Here is a 23,150-nt window from a genome sequence, read left to right as displayed (position 1 = left end):
GTGGCGGTCTCTCGGCATGAGTTATTGGGCCTTGTAGGCTTCGACAGCGGCGTCGAGGCGATCGGGCCACTCCTCGCCGATCTCACCGACGATGTACTCGCGCACGGCAGGCTGCGCGGCTTCGCGGAACAGGGCCTTCTGCTCTGGGCTGACGGGAACCACTTCCATGCCTTTCTCCGACAGGATCGCGGTCGCATTCGCGTCCTGCGCGGCGGTCATGCCACGGTGGATCGTTTTCGAGATCTCGACGCATTGTTCGACGGCTTTCTTCTCGTCATCCGTCAGGCTTTCGAAGAACATGTCCGACATCAGATAGGCGTGCCAGCTGAACACATGGCCATCCAGCGAGACGTATTTCTGGTGCTGGTAGAGCGACGCGTTGACGATATTCGTCACGCCGTTTTCCTGACCGTCCACAACGCCCTGCTGCAGTGCACCGGGAAGTTCCGGCCACGGAACGGGAGTCGCCGATGCGCCGAGGCTTTCGACCAGAGTCACCCAGACCGGCGCGGTCATTACGCGCATTTTCAGGCCTTCCATATCGGCAGGTTCGGCCACGGGCTTCACGTTGTTGGTGAAATTGCGCACCCCGTTGTCGGCTACGCCAAAGTTGCGGATGCCGGTTTTCGCCCGCATGTCTTCGGCCAGCGCGTCACCGAATTCACCGTCCATCACTGCCCAGGCCATCGCCTGATCGTCGAACAGATAGGGCATCGCCAAAACCGAGAAGGGTTTGTAGACAGCCGAGATCGGGCCGTCATGGATCGCCGCCATCTGAACTGTGCCCAGCTGCAGCCCTTCCATGATCTCGGACCCGCCACCCAGCTGCGATGCCGGGAAGATCTGAACGTCTATCGAACCGGAGGTTTTGCCCTCGACGCAGGCTTCAAACGCCAGCGCTGCGGCGTGTTTGGGCGAGCTCAGATCAGCGGCTTGAAAATGTGCGTATTTCAGCTCTTTAGCCGAGGCCGCACTGGCGGCGGTCATTGCAATAACGGCTGTTGCCGTCATCAGTTTCGACATGGTTTTCATGAGGTTCCTCCCTTTCATGTCAGTTCGCAAATCCAAAGAAGTTGGGGATGAAGGTGCTGACGCCCGGCACAAGAATGACCAGAAGCAGCACGACGAGTTCAGCCAGCAGCAGCGGTAGAACCGCTTTTGACAGGCGCTCGATTTTCAATTGTCCGACCGTGGCGATCACAAACAGCACCGGACCAACCGGAGGGGTGATCATCCCGATGGTCAGGTTCAGCACCAGCATCATCCCGAATTGCAGCGGGTCGATCCCCGCGGAATAGGCAATGGGACCGAGGATCGGCGTCAGAATGATCAGCGCGGGCAGCGTGTCGATGAAGAAGCCGAGGATCAGGGCAAAAGCCGCCAGAATGAACAGAATGCCCAGACGGTTGTCGGTGATCTGGGTGATAAGTTTCGCCAGTTCCTGCGGAATTTGCAGGTAGGTCAGCAGCCAGGCAAAGATCGACGCCATCGCCACGATCAGGAAGACCGAGGACGTCACCACCGCAGCCCGCACAAAAGCGGCGTACAGAGCGCGGACCGTGAAGGCGCGCAGGATGAAACCGAGGAACAGAGCGTAGGCTGAGGCCACCGCGCCCGCCTCGGTCGGAGTGAACACACCGAACAGGATACCGCCCAGAATGATTGCTGGCATGATCAGAGCCGGAATGGCCGCCAGAGTTGCACTGCGCAACTCAACCATGGTGGCGCGATGTTCGCGCCCGCGGTAGCCGTTGCGGGTAGACACGATATGGTTCGCGATGGCCAGCGCAACGCCCAGCATAACCCCAGGCACAATTCCGGCCAGAAACAGTCCCGCGACCGTCACTCCATTGGTTGAGATCGCAAAAATCACGGCCAGAATGGAGGGCGGTATGATCGGGCCGATGGTGGCCGTCGCAGCGGACAGGGCACCGGCGTAATTCTTCTCATACCCCGCCTCGCGCATCATCCGCATCACAATGGCAGAAGGTCCTGCAGCATCTGCCAGAGCAGAGCCGCTGATCCCCGCAAACAGCATCGACACAAGGATGTTCACATGCCCCAAGCCACCTCGCACATGCCCAACCAGAGCGTTGGCAAAGCGCAGCAATGCGTTTGTTAGCCCGCAGGCCGTCATCAGCTCGGACGCGAGAATAAAGAAAGGCACCGCCATCAGCGGGAAACTGTCGATCCCGGCGAACATGCGTTGGGTTGCGACCAGTGGGTTCAAAGAACCGTCGATAAAAATCGCGGACAGGCCGGCGATCCCCATCGTGAAGGCTACGGGAACACCCAGAAACAGCGTCGCGAAGAACAGGATGATCAGGGTTTTTGCCACGGCTCAGATCTCTGCCTCATCGCCCTTGGCGCTGGGACCGTGTTCAAACTCTTGGCTTACGAAACGTTTGGCGAAAAAGGTCAACTGGATCAGGAACAAAGCGCACCCGATCGGGATCGCGAGATAGGGGATGCCGCGCGAAATGCCGGTGGACATGGTTTCCTTGTTCCAGCCGAATTCAACGAATTTGACGCCAAGCCACAGCATCGTCGCCATGAAGGCGAACATGACGAAGACGATGCCCCAGCGCAGCAGTCGGGCCAGAGCGTCGGGAAGCAAATCCGGAATTGTAGTGATCGCGACCAAGCGACCTTCGCGCAGGGCAAGACCGGCCCCGCAAAACGCGCCGAGGATCATCAAATGTCTGGCGACCTCTTCAACCCAGGCAAGGGAGGTACCAAAACCGTACCGCCCCACCACATTGGCGAAGACGATTGCAAAAACCGTAGCCAGCGCCAAAGCCACCAGCGCCCGGTTCAACGCAACAATCCATGTTTCCAGAGTTTGCAAAGACGCCCCTCCCAATGCCGTCTCCTCGTGAGAATCAAAACTGGCATACAGTATGCTAATATGTCAACACTAACACATTGTATGCCAGACACAGGCCTGCTACTGTCGCACTGAGGAGAGCGACATGAGCCCATTCAACAGACCGAAATCATTGACGGAATTGGTGACCGAAAACCTGCGCGAGCGGATTATCAAAGGCGAGTTCGAACTGGGTGAGCAACTGTCTGAGGCTCGAATCGCCAAGAATCTTGAGGTCAGCCGCACCCCTGTGCGCGAGGCAATCAACCGGCTTGAGATGGAAGGTCTGTTGGTCGTTGAACCTCAAAGAGGCTCATTCGTGTTCAATCTGGAGCCCGAGGAACTCGCAAAACTTTGCGATGCACGTGTGTGCCTTGAAACAACCGCTTTGACCTTGGCCATGCAGGCGAACCCACAGGCGCTTCATGCCGCGCTTGAAAAATGCGTTGATCGGATGACAGCGGCCCGTGAGGCCGCGGATGATGCAGAATACCTTTATCTGGATACTCTATTTCACCAATGCCTCTTCGACTGCGCAGACAATCGGTTTCTGAATGACGCCTATCAAACGATTGCATTGAAAATGGCGGCGTTGCGCAGCCGGTTGGGTCATCACCCTGATCACATGGCTAAATCCTATCGGGAGCACATTGAGTTGCTTCAGTGCGTCCGGGATGGTGACGTTCCACAAGCCTTGGATGTGCTGAAACTCCATATAGACAGGAAAGAAGGATCTTATTGGAGCGATGCAACGCAGCCCGACGGAACAGGTTCAGGATAGCGTGCGATGAAACGTCTAACCTTGGGTGCCCAACCACGCGAGAACCTCGGCGATGCCGGGTCCATTTGGCCAGTTGGTTCTCGTTCTAAAGCACGGAGCATTCTGGCCGGATGAAGAGCGTCAGATATCCTCTAACCTTAAGCTCGACCCCGCGTGTTGGCATCACGGAGATCACGCCCCGCAGAGGTTGACACCTAATCGGCCAAAGCTTGATTCAGCAAGCCGAACAGGCGATGCGAGGGGAAAGGACATGAATAGTTCGAAACGGGTTTTATCTGGCGTGGCTCCAATCCCACGCCATAGCACCGGATGCTGTGTATGTTTGCGATTGGGTTCGGACCGCTAGACCTATTGGTTGAAACCGCTACCCGGCGTCCACAAGGCTTTCATCTAAGAATGGCTGCGCAACCGAGGGCCAGAACGGCAGTTTTCGTTTGGTAAGCGCGAGGTCGTGGAACGCAGGCTGTGTTCCTCCGGGGCTGGCAACCTGCAGGATGTGATCCGAAATTTGGCTGAATGGGCCATAGAAATGGAACAAGGATTTCACCGCCACCACCGATTTCTCGGCCAGCCGGATGCCGATCTTCTCGAAGGCTTCAGGATGGTAAACCTGAACACGCAGATCGTTGACGAGCAGGTCAATCTCGCCATCCAAGCGGAGCCAGACCACGGTGCCCATTGGTTCAAGACCAGTGCCGAGATGCTGACCCAGGCCTGTCTCTATGTTCATAACCCTTGCAATCAGGTCGATCGGATCCCCTGAAACCACACCGGTTTTTCCACCAAGCCGAAGCTTCAATCTGCTTCCAATGCCCGCATCCCGACAAATTCGCACTACTCCGGGATCCCAGAACAAACCGCTGGCAAAATTTGTCATTCCACGGGCCAGCATGGCTTTCAGCAAGTGGGTGGCGTCGCCCGGCGCTCCCCCGCCTGAATTGTCACCCATGTCCGCCAGAACGCATAAACCGGAGCGTGTACCGATTTGATCAAGCGCTTCGGAGATTGGCAGATACCGCGTGGTCACCTCGTTGCGCAAATCAAAGAAGCGCCGCCCCAACTCCTCGGCCAGTTGCGCGGCCAGTTTTGCCTGGCCATCTGCTATTACCAACATCCGCGCGCCGACATCTTCGACATCTGCCCAGGGAAAACCGTGACTCAATGAAACCGACAACACACCGGGTCTGGTTTGAGCTGCGGCCATCTCGGCCACAAAATCCTTCATCGCCCCAGCTTTGGTCAGGTATAGGTTCATCATACGGGTATCAAAAAACGCCATCTTTGGCGTGATCTCACCCGCATGTGCCCGCTTTGCCAGATCAAACAGTTCGGCCGCGCAGGCTGTTGCGTCGTCATGCGGGTATTCTCTGAAATGCACAATCAGATCGCTGGCGTTCAGCATCTTCTTTGTCAAATGAGAATGCAGGTCCAGCGAAACGCCGATCGTTGCCTCCGGGCACTGTTCGCGGACGCGAGCCAGAATATCGCCCTCGCAATCCTCTATATGCTCGGCCACCATGGCGCCGTGCAGTTGCAACAGGATGATATCTGCACCGCCACACTCCGCCAGATCAGACAGAATCTCGCCGCTAAAAGCGTCATAACAGCTGCGCGTGGTCGGTCCGGCGGGTTCGGCTATGGCGGTCAGGCTTTCGACAACCTGCCAGCCCAGAGTTTCGGCCTTATCGCGCCACAGACGAAGCGCCTCCGTCATAAGGTTTGGAGGCTCTTGTGTCGCCGTACCATGCCGCAGGAAGTAGTCCTCAAAACCCGACATCGCAGTCGGCATCGTGCAAAACGTGTTCGTTTCTGTCGACAGTGTCGCAATGAAAAGTTTCATAGATTTCCTGTTCCCAAGACGTCAAAGGACGGCTGCAAGAGCCATCCTCTGATCTTCGGCGATGCCATCATATTTCACCAGAGTTATTCGGCTTTCCACCAACGCTCCATAAAGCTGCTTCCATCCAGATCCAGATTCGAGCCGAATTTTTCGGGCGTGCCAACGCTTGGGCGCGTGGCAAAAACGTATGACGCAAACATCGGGATCGCGACACCGCCCTGATTGGCGACAATATCCTGCATCTCGCCATACATCTGGCGACGTTTTTCAGTGTCCAGTTCAGCCCGAGCCTCAACCAGTATCTTGTCGAATTTCTCATACGACCAGAGAGATTCATTCCAAGCGACACCGGATTGGAACGCCAATGAAAACATAAGATCCTCGACCGGTCGTCCGGCCCAATAGCTGGCGCACCAAGGTTTCTTCGTCCAGACCTCGGACCAATAGCCATCGTTGGGCTCTCGTTTGACAGAAACGTTGATCCCGCATTTCGCGGCCGAGTTCGAAATCAGCGTCGCTGCGTCCACCGCGCCAGGGAAAGCAGCGTCAGAGGACGAGAGTTCGACATTCAGCGACTCCAGACCAGCCTGTTTCAGATAGTATTTTGCCTTGTCTGGATCGAAAGTCTTTTGTTCAAGCTCAGCATTGAAATACTTCTGACCGGACCCGATTGGATGATCATTGCCGACCTCGCCGTAACCCAGCAGAATCTTGTCCACCAGCTCTTGCCGGTCGATGCCCCATTTGATCGCCTGACGTACATTGTTGTCGTCAAACGGCGCGGCATTGGTCAGCATCGGGAAGGAGTAGTGCTGCGTACCGGCAACCGAATGCAGCGTAACATTTGGATCACGCGAGACAAATTTGGCCGTCTTGGGATCAACCTTATCGGCAATGTCGACCGACCCCGCCGATAGCGCCGCCATCCGTGCGGTCGTATCCAGCAGCACCAGAAGCTTCCATTCGTCCACATGCGCGACATCAGGGTTCCAGTGGTTCCCGTGACGGGCCAGATCCGCCGAAATCCCTGGCTGGAAATCCTTTAGCTGATAGGCTCCGCAACCGATACCGGATTGCCAGTCAATACTGTCACCCTCTGCCGGTAGAATAGCAAAACGGTAGTCACTGAGGATGGCCGGGAAATCTGCGTTACCGCCCTCAAGCTCGAAAACGATGGTGTTTGGCCCGTCCGCACGCAGTTCTTTCACACCCGCCAGCAGCGGCGCCCCAGTCGAGGTTGACCCTTCTCCGCGGTGAAAATTGATTGAGGCAATCACGTCCTCAACTGTCACTGTGCGACCATTGTGGAATTCGACCCCGCCGCGTATCTTGAAGGTCCAGACCGAAGCGTCCGGCGAGGCCTCCCATGATTTTGCAAGCGACGGCTGCACATTGCTGTCCGCGTCGATCGTAGTCAGGAAACCGTTCATGCCCAAGCTCAACGGAATCAGGAAACCCGCTGATATCTGCCCCGGATTGAGTTGCTCGGTCGTCCCGCCATGACCAATCCCGGCAATCATGCTGCCGCCCTTTTTGGGCGTGGCCGCAATAGCGCGATCCGCCAAAAGCGTTGCTGCACCGACGGTCATGCCGGTTGCCAAAACACCGCGCATGAACTGGCGACGATCCACCTGACGCAATTGCAGACGCTGTTCCATCTGCCGCACGTATTGAAATTTATCCATTGCTTGACCTTCCCTGAGCATTCTTCTGTTGCCCGCAAGATCACGCACCAATTTGAGCTTAACAATGACGCCACATTATACTTTCTTTAGCGAGTTTATGCGACGCAAGGGCCAACCATCAATGCACCAGAATTTAGCTGCAAACCTGCGTCACCTTTGTGCCGATTACCCGTCAGTAGCAGCTGTTTGCAGAGAGATTGGCATCAACCATCAGCAATTCGCCAAGTACCTCAACGGCCGCAGCATGCCCTCGCCAAACAACTTGCGCCGCATCAGCCGGTTCTTCGACGTGGGCGAGCATATCTTGCTGGGAGATCATTCAGAACTGCGGCACCACACCACCCAACTCGCCAAAACCGAGGCGGATCGGCGACGAGACCCTCTGATCGATGTGTTCCCGGGTGATCTTCAACGGCTGCGGCCGTTTCTTGGATCTTATCAAGTGTTCTTTCGCGCCCCAAACGATCCAACCAAAGCCATTGTCAACGTTGCCTTCTTGGATGAGCGGAACGGGACGGTCTATAGCCGTGTTGTCGAAGCGCTAAGCGAAGGAAAGTCATCGACGCGCCGCTGGACAAGATGTGACGGCAAAGCCGCCTTCCGCGCGGGGCAGGTTTTTGTCGTCGACTCCGAACGCGGTCCAGACGCGCCTGTCAGCCTGTACATTCTGAACAAACCCCATCGAGACAAGTCAAAGCTATTGTTCGGCACGATGTCTTATCTCGCTTCGTTGTCCGGTCGGACGCCGACCTCTTCGCCTGTTGTCTGGAAAAGAGCTGAAAACCACCGCTCCGTTCGAGAGCTGTTTTCGAAAAGCGGAATCGTCGGTTTAAAAAGCACCAAACTGGATATGAAGATTCGTCAACACCTTCTTGGTGCGCCCACAGGCTCTGGTGCTAAGATTATTACTGAGTAGAAGAACCCCAGGGTAGCTGCGTATCAGGGTCGGTGCCCATTTGTTTCTGCTGGTGGGGGTGGATCACGTCTCAATAGCGAGATCAGTAAACATGTCTGATCTTACCTTTTTTGCACGCCGTGTAATGCTATCTGCGGTATACGGTGTCCTATCGTGACCTCGAAGAGAACGTGGCTGAACGCGGCGTGCGGATGGATAACGCCACTTTCAACAGGTGAATTGCTAAGTATTCGCCGATGATCGCAGTGTTCGCGGCGAACCGATCTACATCCATAGGACCGCCGGTGAAGCGGGAAATACCCTTGATTTTATGCTGTCTGAGCAGAAGAACCGTCCAGCGAAAGCAAGGTTCTTTGCCAAAGTGCAGTCTTAAAATGGAATTCCAGACACGACCGTGATCGACAAGAGTGGAGCCTCTGCGGCAGGCATTAGAGAAGTGAAAAAATCCTTAGTCGGTTTGGTTGCTCAGCCAAAATCCAAACAGTTAAGTCCAATTACTTGAACATCCTGATCAAGCAGGATCATCGCTTAGTCAAGCGACGCGCACGGCAAATGTGCACGTTCTGATCCGCCTCGCGTACTCTGGACGGTATTAAGATATCCAACTCGATCCGGAAGCTGCAATTCTCTAGCTCCACAGCGGCTGGCTTTCGGCTATTTGCCGAGATCACAAGATAGGTTTGCCCAGTAAACCGCTAATTCCAGCTGTCCCAAAATTTTGCGACACATCCCATTTCCAGGTCTGATCATCCGCGCGATCTGAACCCAGACTTGCTGATGTCATAAAGTGCTCAAGGCCACTCAAAAACTTGCGATTTCTCTCATGCAGGTCGCAACGTTTCAGTTCAAGCTAGCCAAAAGATAATCTCCAACAATGGAGACTTCCTCTCCGCTCTTGACGTTGCGGGAGACAGCATAAGTGTTCTACCGGATTTCATTGCTGAAAATGGATTGGCTAGCGGGTAAGTCGAGCAGGTGATGTCAAGCTGGTCTATCAAGTTGTTTTGGCTGACGCTTTACTACCGCCATTCGAACAAGTCCCACCGATCACCGGGACGTCTGTCGAGTACTTTGAAAAAGTTGTGCAGGACTTCCCGAACCTGGAAACACAAGTTTGAAACCATTTGGGCCGCAAATCAGCTCTCGTTTTCAGGAAGGTCAGTCAGATCAAACGAAACTGTCTACGGGAGTATGACCAGGTGGTGTTGGGTTAGTCTATGAAGCAAAGGTCAAATTCTTCCGACGTTCAACAAGAACTGTAGAGCGTTACCGACTACTGCCTCAATAGAACTCCAAAACCTCACCAAATCGGTAATTCTCGTCAATCACTCTGAGCCAAACGTCAAACAACTCTGACCTAAAAACATACAGAGGTCGACTAAACACAATAGGATCCCTGAGACAGCAAGCACTGAACAACAAGCGTCTAAAACTTCGTGCGGGTTTCATAAACCCACGAGAGCTCTCGGTTTGTTTCAGGCTAGACCGGTCAGAGAGATCATCCCGCGCTACAAATCAAGCGATCAAGCATTTCGAACTTCTGCTTTATGAACTCAAGAACGCGCTCCGACGAAGCCGGCATGCTTCTAGCGCTGAGCGTAACGCATCCCAGGTGCCGGTCGGGATCACCGATTTTTATCGGAAGTGCTGCCAAAGTTTTTTGTCTTTGCATCATGAAGACCACCGAAAAAGGCAAAACGGTTAGGGAGTCTGAACCCGTCAGAACGTTCACAACCGCACTCAAGGACCCGCCTGTGAAACTGATTTTGAGGTCTCGCATACCGATGCCGTCCAGCGTGTTTCTTAAGTCACGAAACAGCGGGCTATTTGCAGGAGGCGCGATCCAGGAAAACTCGGTGATATCTTCCAGCTTCACCTCTTTCTTGCGCGCCAATGGGTGCCCAACACGGCATGCAATGACGTTTCGACCAGGCAGGATTTGACGAAACGCGTACTCATCAGACACGTCTGCCGGGCGCATAGGAAGAATGGCCAAGTCCAGAGTTTCGGCGGACAACTGCGACAAAAGCTCAGTGGGGTATCCGTAGGATTGGTCGATCCGAATATTGGGATACTCGGCCTGAAACTCTGCAATCACGTTCGAGATAACACCATCCATGAAGATCGGCGTACCCGCAACCCGCACTGCACCGGCAATGCCCTGACGGTACTCGTCCACAACGCGGCTTGCATGGCGACCCGCGCTTAAGATTCTTTGACCTTCCTGAGCAAGCGCAAGACCAAGCTCAGTTGGTTGCAATGGTCTTCGGGTCGGCAGGAACAGGGGCTCTCCTACCCTGTCCTCCAGGAGAGCGACGCTTCTGGAGACACTGGGTTGAGATTTCCCAAGTAAAGCAGCGCCTTCGGTCAACCCTCCGGCCTCGACAATAGCCGCAAGAATCTCGAGATGTCTTGGATCAAGCTTCATAACTAAAAGTTATATTGATGGTCGAAAATTCGATCAAGAGTACTGTGTTTGCCTGCTAGCGTTCCCTCCAGATCCGCAATCCATCGCTTGTCAGGAACGCGCCCAATGGCTCTCAACACCACCAGCATCAATGGCCAGAAAGTCCGGTTCGGCGCAGGTTTGCGCAACGACATCTGCGCGGAGCTAGCGGAACTGGGATCGAATAAGGCGCTGATCCTGTCGACGCCTCAGCAAGTCGATATGGCAATGGAGCTTGCGACAACTGTTGGGGATCGTGCTGCAGGCGTCTTTACTCGGGCAATAATGCACACCCCGGTTGGCGTGACCGAAGAAGCGGTTGAACACGCGCTGTCTGTCAAAGCCGATAGCATTGTCTCTGTCGGTGGAGGTTCGACGATTGGCTTAGGTAAGGCGATTGCCCTTCGGACCGGTTTGCCACAAATCGCCATCCCGACCACATATGCCGGCAGCGAGGCTACTCCGATTTTGGGTCAGACTGAGGATGGCATCAAAACCACCCTGACAGACCCAAAGGTTCTGCCCCGCGCCATCCTGTACGATCCCGAACTTGTGGCGTCATTGCCGCCCGCAATGACCGTGACCAGCGCCTTGAACGCAATGGCTCATGCTGCCGAGGCACTTTATGCAAAGGACCGCACGGATCAGACCACGGAATTGGCGATCGACGGCCTTAGGGCGTTTGCGGAAGGTCTGCCGACCGTTGTCGAAAGCTCCGACGACCTGAAAGCCAGAGAAGAAACGCAGCGTGGTGCATGGGCCTGCGGCACGGTACTTGGTCTGGTCGGAATGGCTCTGCATCACAAGCTTTGTCATACGCTGGGCGGGTCCTTCAATCTGCCGCACGCGGAAACCCATGCGATCGTTCTGCCCCATGCCATCGCTTACAACGCGGTGGGTGTGCCGGAGTTGCTGGCACCCGTGTCTGACATCCTAGGCGGTTCTGAGCCAGGTCAGGCGCTTTGGAATTTTTCCAAATCCATGGGCGCACCAATGGCTCTTAAAGACTTTGGCGTGTCGGAGTCCGATTTGGATCGCGCCACCGAAATCGCACTCAAGAACCCGTATTGGAACCCGCAGCCGGTCACGTCTGACGGGCTGCGGGCGCTTCTTCAAAACGCGTGGGCGGGAAACGCCCCAAGCGTTTGACTTCACCGTGTCAAGGGAGGGACACATGATCACACGACGCAAATTGCTGCAATCCAGCGCTGCAACCGGCCTTGGCCTAGCCGCCGGCTCGCTCGCTGCGCCCGCTATCGCTCAGGGTGCCAAGATCAAGCTGGGCTATGTCAGCCCGCAATCAGGTCCTCTGGCCGCCTTCTCTGAGGCTGATAAGTTTATTCTGGAGAATTTCGCCGCATCTGAGGCCGGTGCGAATTTCGAAGTCTTCGTCAAGGACAGTCAGTCAAACCCGAACCGGGCAGCAGACGTGGCGGGCGAGTTGATCGTGGATGATGAGATCGACCTCATGCTGGTCGCTTCAACACCCGAAACGACCAACCCGGTTGCCTCGACTTGTGAGGCCGAGGAAGTGCCGTGTATTTCCACTGTTGCTCCTTGGCAGCCGTGGTTCATCGGCCAGCAGGGCAATCCCGGCGATCCAGCCAGCTGGGAGCCGTTCTACTACGCCTATCACTTCTTCTGGGGGCTTGAGGACGTGATCTCGGTCTTCACGGCGATGTGGGGTCAATTGGAGACCAACAAGCAGGTCGGTGCCTTGTTCCCAAATGACGGCGATGGCAATGCTTGGGGCGATCCGAATGTAGGTTTCCCGCCGGTTCTATCCGAGTTGGGATACAGCCTGACAGATCCCGGACGCTACCAGAACCTGACCGACGATTTCTCGGCCCAGATCAACGCGTTCCGCCAGGCGAATGTTGAAATTGTAACCGGCGTTCCCATCCCGCCTGACTTCACCACCTTCTGGAGCCAGGCCAAGCAGCAAGGCTTCACCCCTAAGGCGGCGAGCATCGGCAAGGCGATCCTGTTCCCGCAGGCCGTCGAAGCTTTGGGCAACGCAGGCAACAACCTGAGTTCCGAGGTGTGGTGGTCGCCCACGCATCCGTTCTCGTCGTCGCTGACCGGCGCAAGTTCAGCTGAACTGGCGCAGGGTTACATGGCCGCTACCAGCCGCCAATGGACCCAGCCCATCGGCTTTGTGCACGCGCTGTTTGAAATGGCCGCCAACGTCATGGGACGTGTTGATGACGCAGGTGATGGCGATGCCGTAGCCGAGGCTATAGCTGCCACGCAGTTGGATTCCATTGTTGGTCGGATCGCCTTTGATGGGGCTGGTCTGCCACCCTTCGCCGCACAGAACGTCGCGAAAACACCCTTGGTTGGTGGGCAGTGGCGGCTGCTCGACAATGGCAGCTATGACCTCGTGATCGTGGATAACTCTTCGGCTCCCGAAATCCCAACCGCAGGTGTGATGGAAGAAATCTCCTGATCGCAATGAAACCAGCGCCTCGGACCCTGTCCGGGGCAGGAACTCCGGTATGACCATTCTTTCGCTCAAAAACGTTTCAAAAAGCTTCGGCGCGATCACCGTCACTGACGATGTCAGTTTTGATGTCGCGCAGGGGCAGGCCCTTGGAATCATTGGTCCGAATGGGGCGGGCAAGTCGACGCTGTTCAATCTGATTACCGGCAACCTGACTTCTGATGCGGGGTCGATCCGTTTCGATGGGGTTGACGTGACGCGCGTGCCGCCCATGCAGCGCTGCTTGTCGGGTATTGGGCGCTCTTTCCAGATCCCTCAGCCGTTTGATCATCTGACGGTGTTCGAAAACCTGCTGGTGTCCGCGACGCATGGGCAGAGCAAATCCGAACACGAGGTCGAACAAGATTGCGCCCGCATTCTTGAGCAAACGGAGTTGTTGGATGTGGCCAATGACACGGCCGGTGGATTGCGGCTGTTGCAACGCAAACGACTGGAGTTGGCCCGCGCGATGGCAACCAATCCAAAGCTGTTGCTGCTGGACGAAATCGCCGGAGGTCTGACCGACGCCGAATGCACCGCGCTGATTAACACAATCAAGGGGCTGCACAGCAGCGGCGTCACGATCATCTGGATCGAACATGTCCTGCATGCGCTGACCTCTGTCGTTGAACGCCTTCTGGTGCTGGATTTCGGCAAGGTCATCGGCCTCGGCGACCCGGATGAGATCATGAACAGCCGGGAAGTCAAAGAAATCTATCTGGGGATCGAAGTCTGATGAGCCTGCTAGAGACCCACGCGCTGACCGCCCACTACGGAGATTTCCAAGCCCTGTTCGGCGTGGATATACACCTGAACGAAGGTGAAACCGTCGCCATCATCGGCGCAAACGGGGCCGGGAAATCGACCCTCATGCGCTCGATCTCGGGCGTTCTGACCAACGGGTCCGACCAAGTGCGATTTCATGGCCAACCCATCGGAGATCTTGCGGCGGATGAAATCATGGCGCGCGGAGTGGCCATGGTGCCCGAGGGCCGCCGGCTGTTTCCGTCGCTCAGTGTCGAGGAAAACTTGCTGATCGGTACCTATGGCAGAAAGGTACAAGGGCATTGGTCTTTGCAAACAATTTACGACCTTTTCCCAATCCTGAAAGAGCGCCGAAATCATCCCGGCACTGCCCTGTCTGGCGGGCAACAGCAGATGGTCGCAATCGGTCGCGCGCTGATGAGCAACCCCCGTGTTCTGCTCTGTGACGAGATCAGCCTTGGGCTCGCGCCGGTGGTCATCAAAGACATCTACGATGCCGTCCCCCGCATTCAGGAGGCTGGCGCCAGCCTGATCGTGGTGGAGCAGGACATTGGTCAAGCGATGAAAGTCGCAGACCGCGTCTATTGCATGATGGAGGGCCGCGTCACGCTGGAAGGCACCGCAGACACGCTCAGCCGCGAGGCCATACACGACGCCTATTTCGGAGGAGCCGCCGCATGATCTGGATCGACACCATCATTCAGGGCGTTCTTTTAGGCGGTCTATATGCGCTGTTCGCGGCAGGCCTGAGCCTTGTGTTCGGGATAATGCGTTTGGTCAATCTGGCCCATGGCGATCTCATCGTCTTTGCGGCCTATCTGATCCTTCTGCTGGTCTCGCTGCTTGGGCTTTCACCGTTTCTGGCCGCAATCATTGCCGCACCAATCATGTTTGGCGTGGGTTGGGCTTTGCAGAGGCATGTGCTGAACCGCGTACTCGGGCCCGATATCCTGCCGCCTTTGCTAGTGACATTCGGTCTGTCGGTTGTTTTGCAAAACGCGCTGCTCGAAGGGTTCTCGGCCGATAGCCAACGATTGCCTTCGGGTGAGATCGCTACGGCTTCGGTACAAATGGGTGGATTGAACCTCGGTGTTCTGCCGCTGCTGACCTTTGCCTCGGCAATCCTTGTCATCGTCGGTCTGAACCAACTTTTCTATCGCACTGAATTGGGCCGGGCGTTCCGCGCGACTTCGGATGATGCGGTGACAGCGGGTCTAATGGGTATCCGGCCAGAACGTATCTTCGCCACTGCGACCGCGATCGCAATGCTCGTGGTGACTTTGGCGGCGCTTTATCTGGGAATGCGGGCAAACTTTGACCCCAATATCGGCCCAGCGCGCCTAATCTACGCCTTTGAGGCCGTGATTATTGGTGGCCTCGGCAGCCTGTGGGGCACTCTGATCGGAGGCATCATCATCGGCGTCGCGCAGACTGTCGGCGCAGCAATCAACCCCGAATGGCAAATCCTGGCTGGCCACCTAGCGTTTCTCATCGTGCTTCTGATCAAACCCAGAGGCCTGTTTCCAAGGGCGGTGGACTGATGGCTGATACTTCAATGTACCGCGTCCAGACTCAGACCCGCGCGTCCTACAGTGCCGGAGCCGTCTGCATCGCACTGATCATTCTGTTCATCCTGCTGCCGACATTTGCCAGCAGGGGGTTGATTCAAGACCTGTTCTTCATCTTCACCATGCTTGTACTAGCGCAGTTTTGGAACCTGCTGGCCGGGTATGGTGGCCTTGTGTCCGTCGGCCAGCAAGCCTTCGTGGGCATGGGGGCATACGCCATGTTCGGCGGCGTCATCCTTTGGGGTATGGACCCGGTTTCGGCGATACTGCTGGGCGGCTTTGCAGCCTTGATTGTCGCCATACCCACGGCCTTCTTCGCCTTCCGCCTGCAAGGAGCCTATTTCGCCATCGGAACATGGGTCATCGCCGAGGTCATGCGCCTGCTGGTGGCCCAATGGAAAGTGCTCGGCGGCGGTACTGGAACCTCTCTGCCGCGCACCGCAACGCGTGAGATGTGGGCCACCGAGTGGATCCAAAACACGTTTGACGTTCGCGGCGCGGCAGCGCGGGATATCCTGACGTATTGGTTGGCCTTGGCGCTGGTGATCGCAACGATTGCGGGCATCTACTGGCTGCTCAGAACAAAGCGTGGGCTGGCGCTGGCGGCGGTGCGGGACAACGTCGAAGCGGCTAAATCTGTTGGCGTCGATGCGGTGCGGATGAAATGGCTGGTCTACCTCGTCTCAGCCGCAGGAACCGGGCTGACAGGCGCGCTGATCTATGTGCAGAAGCTTCGGATTTCACCGGATGCGGCGTTCTCGGTCACCGACTGGACGGCTTACGTGATTTTCATCGTCGTGATCGGAGGCATAGGCACCATCGAAGGCCCGATTCTGGGCGTGCTGATCTTCTTCATCTTGCAAAGCCTGCTCGCTGACTACGGTTCCTGGTACCTCATGGTGCTTGGTCTGATCGGGATCGCCGTCATGCTCTTCGCCCCGCGCGGCATCTGGGGGCTGATCACCGAAAAAACCGGACTTCAAATATTCCCCGTGCGCCGTCGTTTGGTGGTTGGCGCGCAGTCGAACAAGGAGGATTGATCCATGAAAACACTCGCATTGACGGTCGCGGCCACAGCACTTGGAACTGGCGCATTTGCTGGCAGTTCCTTACCGGGAATGACCGGCACGGACCACGTGGGATTTACAGTCCCGAGTGTCGATGAGGCTGTCACCTTCTTTCAGGACGTAATCGGTTGCAATGTGTTCTACCCGTTGGGACCGTTCTCAGGCGGTGACAGCACTTGGATGGCGGACCATCTGAACGTGGACGCCAAGGCCGAGATCCCGACGATGCGGCTGGTACGCTGTGGCAACGGCGCCAATTTCGAAATCTTCGAATACACCGCACCGGATCAGGATACGAAACTGCCGCGCAACTCGGATATCGGCGGGCATCATATCGCGTTTTATACCACCGATATGGAAGGTGCCGTCAGCTATTTGCAGGATAAGGGCATTGAGGTCCTGGGCAACCCGACAACCATGACCGACGGGCCAAGCGCTGGCGAGACCTGGGTCTATTTCCTCGCCCCCTGGGGCATGCAGCTGGAACTGGTCAGCTACCCGGACGGCAAAGCCTATGAGGCCGAATATGACGGCCGCCTCTGGGATCCGCGGTCCTGAGAAATTCAAAGAACAAGGGAGAGAGCTTATGGCCACCATCACAACGGATGTCCTGATCATCGGGACCGGACCAGCGGGTTCTGCAACGGCGGCTTTGCTGTCGAGCTATGGCGTCGAGAACATGGTCATCAACCGCTATCGCTGGCTGGCCAATACGCCGCGGGCGCATATCACCAATCAGCGCACGATGGAGGTGCTGCGCGACCTTGGTCATGAGGTCGAGGCCGAAGCCTATATGCATGCAGCGCATCAGGATCTGATGGGTGAAAACGTGTTCTGCGAAAGCCTCGCCGGTGAGGAAATCGGACGGATGAAAAGCTGGGGCAATCATCCGCTTTCTAAAGCCGAGCACCTGCTGTCCAGCCCGACCATGATGAACGACCTTCCGCAGACATTCATGGAGCCGATCCTTTTCGGCACCGCATGTCGCCGTGGGACTCAAGCGCGCATGAGCACTGAATACTTACGTCATGAGCAAGACGCTGACGGAGTGACGACCACATGCCTAGATCGTTTGTCGGGCGAAGAAATCACGATCCGGTCGAAATACCTGGTCGGCGCGGACGGGGGCAATTCTCTGGTTGCCGAACATGCCGGTCTGCCTTTCGAAGGTCAGATGGGCGTCGGCGGATCGATGAACATCCTGTTCCGTGCGGACCTCAGTAAATACGTCGCGCATCGCCCATCGGTGCTCTATTGGGTGATGCAACCGGGTGCGAATGTCGGTGGCATTGGCATGGGTCTAGTCCGCATGGTCCGCCCATGGAACGAATGGCTCATTGTCTGGGGCTATGACATCAACCAACCCGCCCCCGAGGTTGACGAGGCCATGGCCACTCAGGTTGCGCGGCAACTGGTTGGCGACCCTGAGCTTGAGATCGAACTGATCAGCGCCAACACCTGGACCGTCAACAATATGTACGCGACCCATATGCAGAAGGATCGCGTGTTCATCATGGGTGACGCCGCGCATCGGCACCCGCCTTCAAACGGGCTGGGGTCGAACACCTCAATACAGGACAGCTTCAACCTCGCCTGGAAACTGGCGGCTGTCCTGAAAGGCCATGCCGGAGAGAGCCTGCTCGACAGCTACAGCGAAGAACGCGCTCCAGTCGCCAAACAGATCGTCACGCGAGCCAATCAATCCATTGGCGAATTCGGACCGATCTTTGAGTCACTCGGAATGGCCGAAGGCGTCGACCCAGAGGTCATGCAAAGCAATCTAGAGGCTCGCACAGGATCAACGCCTGAAGCTGCAGCACAAAGGCAGGCCATTCGCGAGGCGATTGCCTTCAAGAAATATGAGTTCGATGCGCATGGCGTTGAAATGAACCAGCGCTACGACTCCTGTGCGATTGAAACGGATGGTCAACCCAATCCCGGTTTTGATCAGGATGCTGAGCTGCACTACCAGCCGACGACTTGGCCCGGCGCGCGCATTCCACATGTCTGGGTGTTTGATCATGATACAGGGAACAAGCATTCCACGCTGGATTTGTGCGGTCGCGGAGAATTCACCGCGCTGACCGGAATTGGTGGTGAGGGCTGGGTTTCCGCCGCCGAGACCATCTCGAAAGAACTGGGCTTGCCCATTCGCTGTCATGTCATCGGGCCGCGCCAGACCTATGTTGACCACACCGGGGATTGGGCGCGTGCGTCCGAAATTTCGGATACGGGCTGTTTGTTGGTCCGTCCTGATCAACATGTTGCGTGGCGCTCAGCCGATATGGCCGCGGATGCCGAAGCCGAACTGCGTCGCGCGCTGACCACGGTGCTTTCGCGATGAGCCAATCTGGAGCAAACTTACACAAGTCAGGAGGCCAAAATGGACTCGCATGAGATGGGATACTTTACCGAGGAAAACTCGGCCGAGGTCGTCACGGCACGCAACAAAAACGCAGAAAGCGAACGGCTGAAGCAGGTGATGGAGGTCATCACGCGAAAGCTCCATGAAGCCGTGAAGGAGATTGAACCGACGCAACAGGAATGGTTCGAGGCGATCATGTTCCTGACCAAGGTTGGGCACATGTGCGATGACTGGCGGCAGGAGTACATTCTTCTGTCCGATGTTCTGGGCGTGTCGATGCTGGTGGATGCCGTGAACTCTCGTCGTCCCACCGGGGCCTCCGAGAATACTGTACTGGGCCCTTTCCATGTGGGAGGTGCCCCGGAATACGAGATGGGACACAATATTTGTCTCGACCAAAAGGGCGAGGACATGGTGGTGCGAGGTCGTGTCACCGATGTGGAAGGCAACCCGTTGGAAGGCGTCAAGATTGATGTCTGGCAAGCCAATGACGATGGGTTTTACGATGTGCAACAGAAAGGTATACAACCTGATTTCAACCTGCGCGGCGTCTTCACGACCGGCGCCGATGGGACCTATTGGTTCCGGGCTGTGCGGCCAAAGAACTATCCAATCCCGGATGACGGGCCGGTTGGCGATCTGTTGAAGCGTCTTGGTCGACACCCGTACCGACCAGCACACCTACACTACATCGTATCCAAAGAAGGATATGACGACCTGACCACGCATATCTTTGATCCCGATGATCAGTACATCAACTCGGATGCGGTATTTGGGGTCAAAGAAAGCCTGATCGCCGAATTCAACCGCGTCGATGATCAGTCGCGATCTGCGGAAGTTGGCTTTGAAGGTCCCTATTGGGATGTCGAATTCGACTTTGTCCTCGCACCGAAAGAGGCGTGAAATGTCCGAACCCTGCATCATCTGCGTTGCCATAACCGGGTCCTTGCCAACCAAGGCCAACAACCCGGTTGTGCCCATCACAGTCGAAGAACAAATCGAAAGCACACAGGCCGCTTTCGAGGCAGGGGCATCCATCTGCCATGCCCATGTTCGAAATGATGACGAAACGCCTTCGAGCGACCCCGACAAGTTCGCAAGGTTGAAAGAGGGGCTTGAGAAACACTGCCCTGGCATGATCATCCAGTTTTCGACAGGAGGGCGATCGGGGGCGGGTAAGACGCGCGGCGGCATGTTGCCGTTGCGGCCGGACATGGCCTCGTTGTCGGTTGGATCGAACAACTTCCCCACGCGCGTCTACGAAAATCCACCTGATCTTGTCGACTGGCTCGCGGCTGAAATGGCAACATATGACGTCAAGCCAGAGATCGAAGCCTTCGATCTGAGCCACATCTTGAAGGCGGCCGAGATGCACAAGAAAGGGCAAATCAAAGACACGCCTTATGTGCAATTTGTCATGGGTGTCAAAAACGCAATGCCTGCGGATCGGGACGTATTCGATTTCTACGTGAAGACCGTTGAACGACTGTTTCCGGGTGCGCCTTGGTGCGCTGCAGGCATTGGTGCGCAGCAGGAGGTTCTGAACCACTGGGCCATTTCCTCCGGTGGCCATGCACGGACGGGTTTGGAAGACAACGTGCGCCTGGATCGCAATACGCTGGCACCATCAAACGCGGCGCTTGTAACGCGGACTGCAGAGATCTGTGCCCAATACAACCGCCCGGTTGCGACCACCAACCAGGCGCGTGAAATACTCGGGCTTTAAACCTGAACTAGCTGTCCAATGCAGCCGCCACACGTTCCGGCGTAAACGGCATGTGGCGCAGGCGCTTACCTTGCGCGGCGTAGAACGCGTTTGCGACGGCCGCGGGCACCATAGGAGTGCCAACCTCGCCTACACCGACTGGCGGCGCATCGACCTCTGCGACGTAGATCTCGATCTCCGGCATCTGCGAGGCGCGTGTGATCTCATAGTCCCAGAAGTTGCTCTGCACCACTTCGCCGTTTTCAATGTCGATCTTTTCGGAAAGAGCCATCGAGATTCCGAACACGATGCCACCTTCGATCTGATTGAGCGCGTTGTCCGGCGTGACAATCAGGCCCGCATCTATCGCGGCCCAGAAGTTGGTGATCTGGATCTCTCCACTGTCCGCGTCGACTTCAACTTCCGCCACACCTGCGGCCATGGACGAGCTGTAGCCAGCAAAAGAAAGCCCTAGGTTTCGATCGCCCCGATTTTGCCAATCAGACATCTCGGCCACCTTCTCAAGTAGGTGCCGCCCACGCGGGTTTTCTGATACAAGGTCTAACCGGAAATCCAATGGATCCCGCCCGGCCTGTTCTGCCAATTCATCCATAAAACATTCTGCCGCAAAGGCCGTATAGGACGCGCCAATACCGCGATAGGGGGCAAGGCGGGCGTGCCGGTCCATAATGAGGTGATCGGCGCGGAAATCCTTGATCCCATAGAACTTGCTCTCGGCACCCCGCATTGAGATCACATCGTTCGGGTTCACCGCATCCCAACGCAGCGGGTTGAAGAAACCAATGACCGTTGGTGTAGCGACCTTGTGATACCACCCGTCCAGTTTTCCCTCCGCTGTCAGACCGGCCTCAAGCTTTTGGGCCGAAGCCGGGCGGAAGGTCCCCTGCTTCACGTCGTCTTCACGCGGCCAAATCACTTTGACAGGGCGTCCAACGGCCTTAGAGCACAGAACCGCATCACGCACATAGTTCTGCATCAGGGCTGTGCGTCGCCCAAATCCTCCGCCCATTGTCATCATGTTCAGACGTACGTTTTCGACGGGGATACCCAGCACTTCGGCCACAGTGCGCGCAGTCCACGACTGCGTTTGCGTGCCTGCCCAAACCTCGGCCCCTTGCCCGTCCACATCGACATCGGCGACAGCCGCCATCGGCTCAATCTGAGCGTGGTAGGCATAGTCCGACAGATAAAGCTGCGAATACTGACGGTCAGCGTTGCCAATGGCTGCAAGGGCGTCGCCTTTCTCGGCCCAGGTTGCACCTGACGCTTCAGGAGCACTGACAGCGGCGACGTATTCGGCCAGAGTCTCTTCGCTGTTTGAGGTCCGGAAGGGTGAGGTTGTGGACCATTCGACCTCAAGCAAACCCCGTGCGCCCAAGGCAGACCACAGGCTTTCCGCGACGACGGCGACACCGTCGGGTACAGTCACGATATCCATGACGCCCGGTACCTCGCGTGCGGCTTCGTCGTTGATGGAAAGCGGAATTTCGTCTTCGACTGGTGCGCGCAGAACAGCTGCATAGGCCATATTGGGCACTTCCACATCAATGGCGTATTCAGCCTGACCTGTGCTTTTGGCCGGAACGTCGCGACGCGGCAGATCTTGCCCGATGATCCGAAACGCGGATGGGTCTTTCAGCGGCATGGTCTCAGCGTCTGGTACCGTCACATCCCTTGAACCGAGCGCCGCCAGTTCACCATAGCTGGCCTGTTGGCCATCGGGACCCAAAACAACACTTGGTTCGGTCCTAAGGCTGGCTTTGTCCACAGCCCATTCATGTGCTGCGATTTGCAGCAAAACGTCGCGCGCCTGCGCGCCCGCCTTGCGCATCGGGTCAAAATAGAACTGCGTTCCGGTGCTGCCAGCCGTATATAGAACACCGCCAAACAGCTGATTTCCAAAGCGTCGATCATCAGCGTTGAGCTGTTCGATCTCAACGTCGTCCCATGCTGCATCAAGTTCCTCAGCAAGGATTTGTGGCAGTGTGGAGTAGCTGCTTTGCCCCATTTCGGTCGAAGGGAAGACGATACGAATGCTTCCATCCGCCCGGATCGTCAACCAGTGATTGACATCCAGCGTGCCAATTGCTGCCTCAGCCCGGACGGATGAGATCCCTCCCGCACCTATGAAAAATGTCAATCCAGCAGCGCCATGTAGAAACCCGCGACGGTTCATGGTCATGGTCATCTCAAACCTCCTTTGCTGCGCGTTCGATGGCTTTGAAAATGCGGTTATACGTCCCGCAGCGACAGAGGTTCGCGCTCATCTCATCGACAATTTCCTGTCGTGTCGGGGATGGATTGTCCGCCAGAAGTGCTACCGCGCGCATGATCTGACCCGACTGGCAATAGCCGCATTGGGCAACCTGCTCTTCGATCCAGGCCCTCTGAACAGGATGGGAGCCGTCTTCGGACAATCCTTCGATCGTCGTGACTCGCGCATCCTCCACGTCGCTAACCGACATCTGACACGCGAAGCTCGCCACACCATCCACATGCACCGTGCAGGCTCCACACATGGCAGCACCGCACCCGTATTTCGTACCCTTGAGTTTGAGCGTATCTCGAAGGACCAGCAGCAACATTTCGTCAGGAGGGTTATCAACCTCTACGGGTCGGCCGTTCAGTTCGAATTTGATCATT

Annotated in this window: 20 protein-coding genes; 12 read left to right on the top strand and 8 right to left on the bottom strand. The window is 56.5% G+C overall.

Going from position 1 to position 23,150, the window contains the following annotated elements; all coding sequences use genetic code 11:
* Positions 1–21 precede the first annotated feature (21 nt).
* The 3 genes from ACR0NO_RS21315 to ACR0NO_RS21305 are packed head-to-tail and all read right to left on the bottom strand — an operon-like array spanning position 22 to position 2,848.
* Positions 22–1,032: a DctP family TRAP transporter solute-binding subunit gene (locus ACR0NO_RS21315; protein ID WP_480526410.1), complete on the bottom strand. Its 1,011-nt coding sequence runs from the start codon at positions 1,030–1,032 to the stop codon at positions 22–24.
* A gap of 19 nt (positions 1,033–1,051) precedes the next feature.
* A complete protein-coding gene (locus ACR0NO_RS21310) occupies positions 1,052–2,338 on the bottom strand; it encodes a TRAP transporter large permease (protein WP_480725539.1) in 1,287 nt (428 codons plus the stop codon).
* Positions 2,339–2,341: 3 nt separating this feature from the next.
* Complete coding sequence (locus tag ACR0NO_RS21305; protein WP_480725537.1) at positions 2,342–2,848, bottom strand: TRAP transporter small permease; 507 nt, start codon at positions 2,846–2,848, stop codon at positions 2,342–2,344.
* A gap of 124 nt (positions 2,849–2,972) precedes the next feature.
* Between ACR0NO_RS21305 and ACR0NO_RS21300 the strand changes: the two genes are divergently transcribed.
* The gene (locus ACR0NO_RS21300) at positions 2,973–3,647 is read left to right on the top strand and encodes a GntR family transcriptional regulator (protein WP_170680896.1); all 675 of its coding nucleotides are present in this window, start codon (positions 2,973–2,975) and stop codon (positions 3,645–3,647) included.
* A 364-nt stretch (positions 3,648–4,011) separates the two neighbouring features.
* Here ACR0NO_RS21300 and ACR0NO_RS21295 read toward each other — a convergent pair whose 3' ends face one another.
* Together ACR0NO_RS21295 and ACR0NO_RS21290 are read right to left on the bottom strand one after the other, a co-directional pair.
* The gene (locus ACR0NO_RS21295) at positions 4,012–5,487 is read right to left on the bottom strand and encodes a M81 family metallopeptidase (protein ID WP_480725535.1); all 1,476 of its coding nucleotides are present in this window, start codon (positions 5,485–5,487) and stop codon (positions 4,012–4,014) included.
* An 83-nt stretch (positions 5,488–5,570) separates the two neighbouring features.
* Positions 5,571–7,172, bottom strand: coding sequence for an ABC transporter substrate-binding protein (locus ACR0NO_RS21290; RefSeq protein WP_480725533.1), 1,602 nt, complete (start codon positions 7,170–7,172; stop codon positions 5,571–5,573).
* A 64-nt stretch (positions 7,173–7,236) separates the two neighbouring features.
* Between ACR0NO_RS21290 and ACR0NO_RS21285 the strand changes: the two genes are divergently transcribed.
* Entirely contained in the window at positions 7,237–8,088 is an 852-nt protein-coding gene (locus tag ACR0NO_RS21285) for a helix-turn-helix domain-containing protein (RefSeq protein WP_480725531.1), read from the top strand.
* Positions 8,089–9,586: 1,498 nt separating this feature from the next.
* On the opposite strand, the gene ACR0NO_RS21280 is transcribed toward ACR0NO_RS21285, so the two are convergent.
* The gene (locus tag ACR0NO_RS21280) at positions 9,587–10,516 is read right to left on the bottom strand and encodes a LysR family transcriptional regulator (protein WP_480725529.1); all 930 of its coding nucleotides are present in this window, start codon (positions 10,514–10,516) and stop codon (positions 9,587–9,589) included.
* Positions 10,517–10,621: 105 nt separating this feature from the next.
* Here ACR0NO_RS21280 and ACR0NO_RS21275 point away from each other — a divergent pair, with 105 nt between their 5' ends.
* The 10 genes from ACR0NO_RS21275 to ACR0NO_RS21230 are packed head-to-tail and all read left to right on the top strand — an operon-like array spanning position 10,622 to position 20,507.
* Complete coding sequence (locus ACR0NO_RS21275; RefSeq protein WP_480725527.1) at positions 10,622–11,683, top strand: maleylacetate reductase; 1,062 nt, start codon at positions 10,622–10,624, stop codon at positions 11,681–11,683.
* A gap of 25 nt (positions 11,684–11,708) precedes the next feature.
* Positions 11,709–12,983 carry an ABC transporter substrate-binding protein gene (locus ACR0NO_RS21270; RefSeq protein WP_480725525.1) on the top strand — a complete coding sequence of 425 codons (1,275 nt, stop codon included), beginning with the start codon at positions 11,709–11,711 and terminating at the stop codon, positions 12,981–12,983.
* Between the two features lie 49 nt (positions 12,984–13,032).
* Entirely contained in the window at positions 13,033–13,752 is a 720-nt protein-coding gene (locus ACR0NO_RS21265; protein ID WP_480725523.1) for an ABC transporter ATP-binding protein, read from the top strand.
* Positions 13,752–14,462: an ABC transporter ATP-binding protein gene (locus tag ACR0NO_RS21260; protein WP_480725521.1), complete on the top strand. Its 711-nt coding sequence runs from the start codon at positions 13,752–13,754 to the stop codon at positions 14,460–14,462. The genes ACR0NO_RS21265 and ACR0NO_RS21260 overlap by 1 nt, the downstream gene beginning before the upstream one ends.
* Entirely contained in the window at positions 14,459–15,322 is an 864-nt protein-coding gene (locus tag ACR0NO_RS21255) for a branched-chain amino acid ABC transporter permease (RefSeq protein WP_170637753.1), read from the top strand. Before ACR0NO_RS21260 ends, ACR0NO_RS21255 begins: the two co-directional genes overlap by 4 nt.
* The gene (locus ACR0NO_RS21250) at positions 15,322–16,389 is read left to right on the top strand and encodes a branched-chain amino acid ABC transporter permease (protein WP_480725519.1); all 1,068 of its coding nucleotides are present in this window, start codon (positions 15,322–15,324) and stop codon (positions 16,387–16,389) included. Before ACR0NO_RS21255 ends, ACR0NO_RS21250 begins: the two co-directional genes overlap by 1 nt.
* Before the next feature lie 3 nt (positions 16,390–16,392).
* The gene (locus tag ACR0NO_RS21245; RefSeq protein WP_480725517.1) at positions 16,393–16,974 is read left to right on the top strand and encodes a VOC family protein; all 582 of its coding nucleotides are present in this window, start codon (positions 16,393–16,395) and stop codon (positions 16,972–16,974) included.
* A gap of 28 nt (positions 16,975–17,002) precedes the next feature.
* On the top strand, positions 17,003–18,760 hold the full coding sequence (locus tag ACR0NO_RS21240) for an FAD-dependent oxidoreductase (RefSeq protein WP_480725516.1): 1,758 nt from the start codon (positions 17,003–17,005) through the stop codon (positions 18,758–18,760).
* 39 nt (positions 18,761–18,799) lie between these two features.
* On the top strand, positions 18,800–19,684 hold the full coding sequence (locus ACR0NO_RS21235) for an intradiol ring-cleavage dioxygenase (protein WP_480725514.1): 885 nt from the start codon (positions 18,800–18,802) through the stop codon (positions 19,682–19,684).
* Between the two features lies 1 nt (position 19,685).
* Positions 19,686–20,507, top strand: a complete 822-nt coding sequence (locus tag ACR0NO_RS21230; protein ID WP_170377160.1) for a 3-oxoadipate:acetyl-CoA acetyltransferase — start codon at positions 19,686–19,688, stop codon at positions 20,505–20,507.
* A 7-nt stretch (positions 20,508–20,514) separates the two neighbouring features.
* Here the strand turns inward: ACR0NO_RS21230 and ACR0NO_RS21225 are convergent, their stop codons facing one another.
* Complete coding sequence (locus ACR0NO_RS21225) at positions 20,515–22,695, bottom strand: xanthine dehydrogenase family protein molybdopterin-binding subunit (RefSeq protein ID WP_480725512.1); 2,181 nt, start codon at positions 22,693–22,695, stop codon at positions 20,515–20,517.
* Position 22,696: 1 nt separating this feature from the next.
* Entirely contained in the window at positions 22,697–23,149 is a 453-nt protein-coding gene (locus tag ACR0NO_RS21220) for a (2Fe-2S)-binding protein (RefSeq protein ID WP_480725511.1), read from the bottom strand.
* Between the last annotated feature and the right edge of the window lies 1 nt (position 23,150).

Source organism: Ruegeria sp. CL3, assembly GCF_056536505.1.
This window is presented reverse-complemented; position numbering and strand designations above follow the sequence as displayed.

Coding starts and splice junctions, on each gene's coding strand:
- ACR0NO_RS21240 (WP_480725516.1), top strand. CDS start 17,003: ATGGCCACCATCACAACGGATGTCCTGATCATCGGGACCGGACCAGCG.
- ACR0NO_RS21270 (WP_480725525.1), top strand. CDS start 11,709: ATGATCACACGACGCAAATTGCTGCAATCCAGCGCTGCAACCGGCCTT.
- ACR0NO_RS21250 (WP_480725519.1), top strand. CDS start 15,322: ATGGCTGATACTTCAATGTACCGCGTCCAGACTCAGACCCGCGCGTCC.
- ACR0NO_RS21220 (WP_480725511.1), bottom strand. CDS start 23,149: ATGATCAAATTCGAACTGAACGGCCGACCCGTAGAGGTTGATAACCCT.
- ACR0NO_RS21255 (WP_170637753.1), top strand. CDS start 14,459: ATGATCTGGATCGACACCATCATTCAGGGCGTTCTTTTAGGCGGTCTA.
- ACR0NO_RS21265 (WP_480725523.1), top strand. CDS start 13,033: ATGACCATTCTTTCGCTCAAAAACGTTTCAAAAAGCTTCGGCGCGATC.
- ACR0NO_RS21275 (WP_480725527.1), top strand. CDS start 10,622: ATGGCTCTCAACACCACCAGCATCAATGGCCAGAAAGTCCGGTTCGGC.
- ACR0NO_RS21290 (WP_480725533.1), bottom strand. CDS start 7,172: ATGGATAAATTTCAATACGTGCGGCAGATGGAACAGCGTCTGCAATTG.
- ACR0NO_RS21300 (WP_170680896.1), top strand. CDS start 2,973: ATGAGCCCATTCAACAGACCGAAATCATTGACGGAATTGGTGACCGAA.
- ACR0NO_RS21315 (WP_480526410.1), bottom strand. CDS start 1,032: ATGAAAACCATGTCGAAACTGATGACGGCAACAGCCGTTATTGCAATG.
- ACR0NO_RS21230 (WP_170377160.1), top strand. CDS start 19,686: ATGTCCGAACCCTGCATCATCTGCGTTGCCATAACCGGGTCCTTGCCA.
- ACR0NO_RS21285 (WP_480725531.1), top strand. CDS start 7,237: ATGACGCCACATTATACTTTCTTTAGCGAGTTTATGCGACGCAAGGGC.
- ACR0NO_RS21245 (WP_480725517.1), top strand. CDS start 16,393: ATGAAAACACTCGCATTGACGGTCGCGGCCACAGCACTTGGAACTGGC.
- ACR0NO_RS21235 (WP_480725514.1), top strand. CDS start 18,800: ATGGACTCGCATGAGATGGGATACTTTACCGAGGAAAACTCGGCCGAG.
- ACR0NO_RS21280 (WP_480725529.1), bottom strand. CDS start 10,516: ATGAAGCTTGATCCAAGACATCTCGAGATTCTTGCGGCTATTGTCGAG.
- ACR0NO_RS21225 (WP_480725512.1), bottom strand. CDS start 22,695: ATGACCATGACCATGAACCGTCGCGGGTTTCTACATGGCGCTGCTGGA.
- ACR0NO_RS21295 (WP_480725535.1), bottom strand. CDS start 5,487: ATGAAACTTTTCATTGCGACACTGTCGACAGAAACGAACACGTTTTGC.
- ACR0NO_RS21260 (WP_480725521.1), top strand. CDS start 13,752: ATGAGCCTGCTAGAGACCCACGCGCTGACCGCCCACTACGGAGATTTC.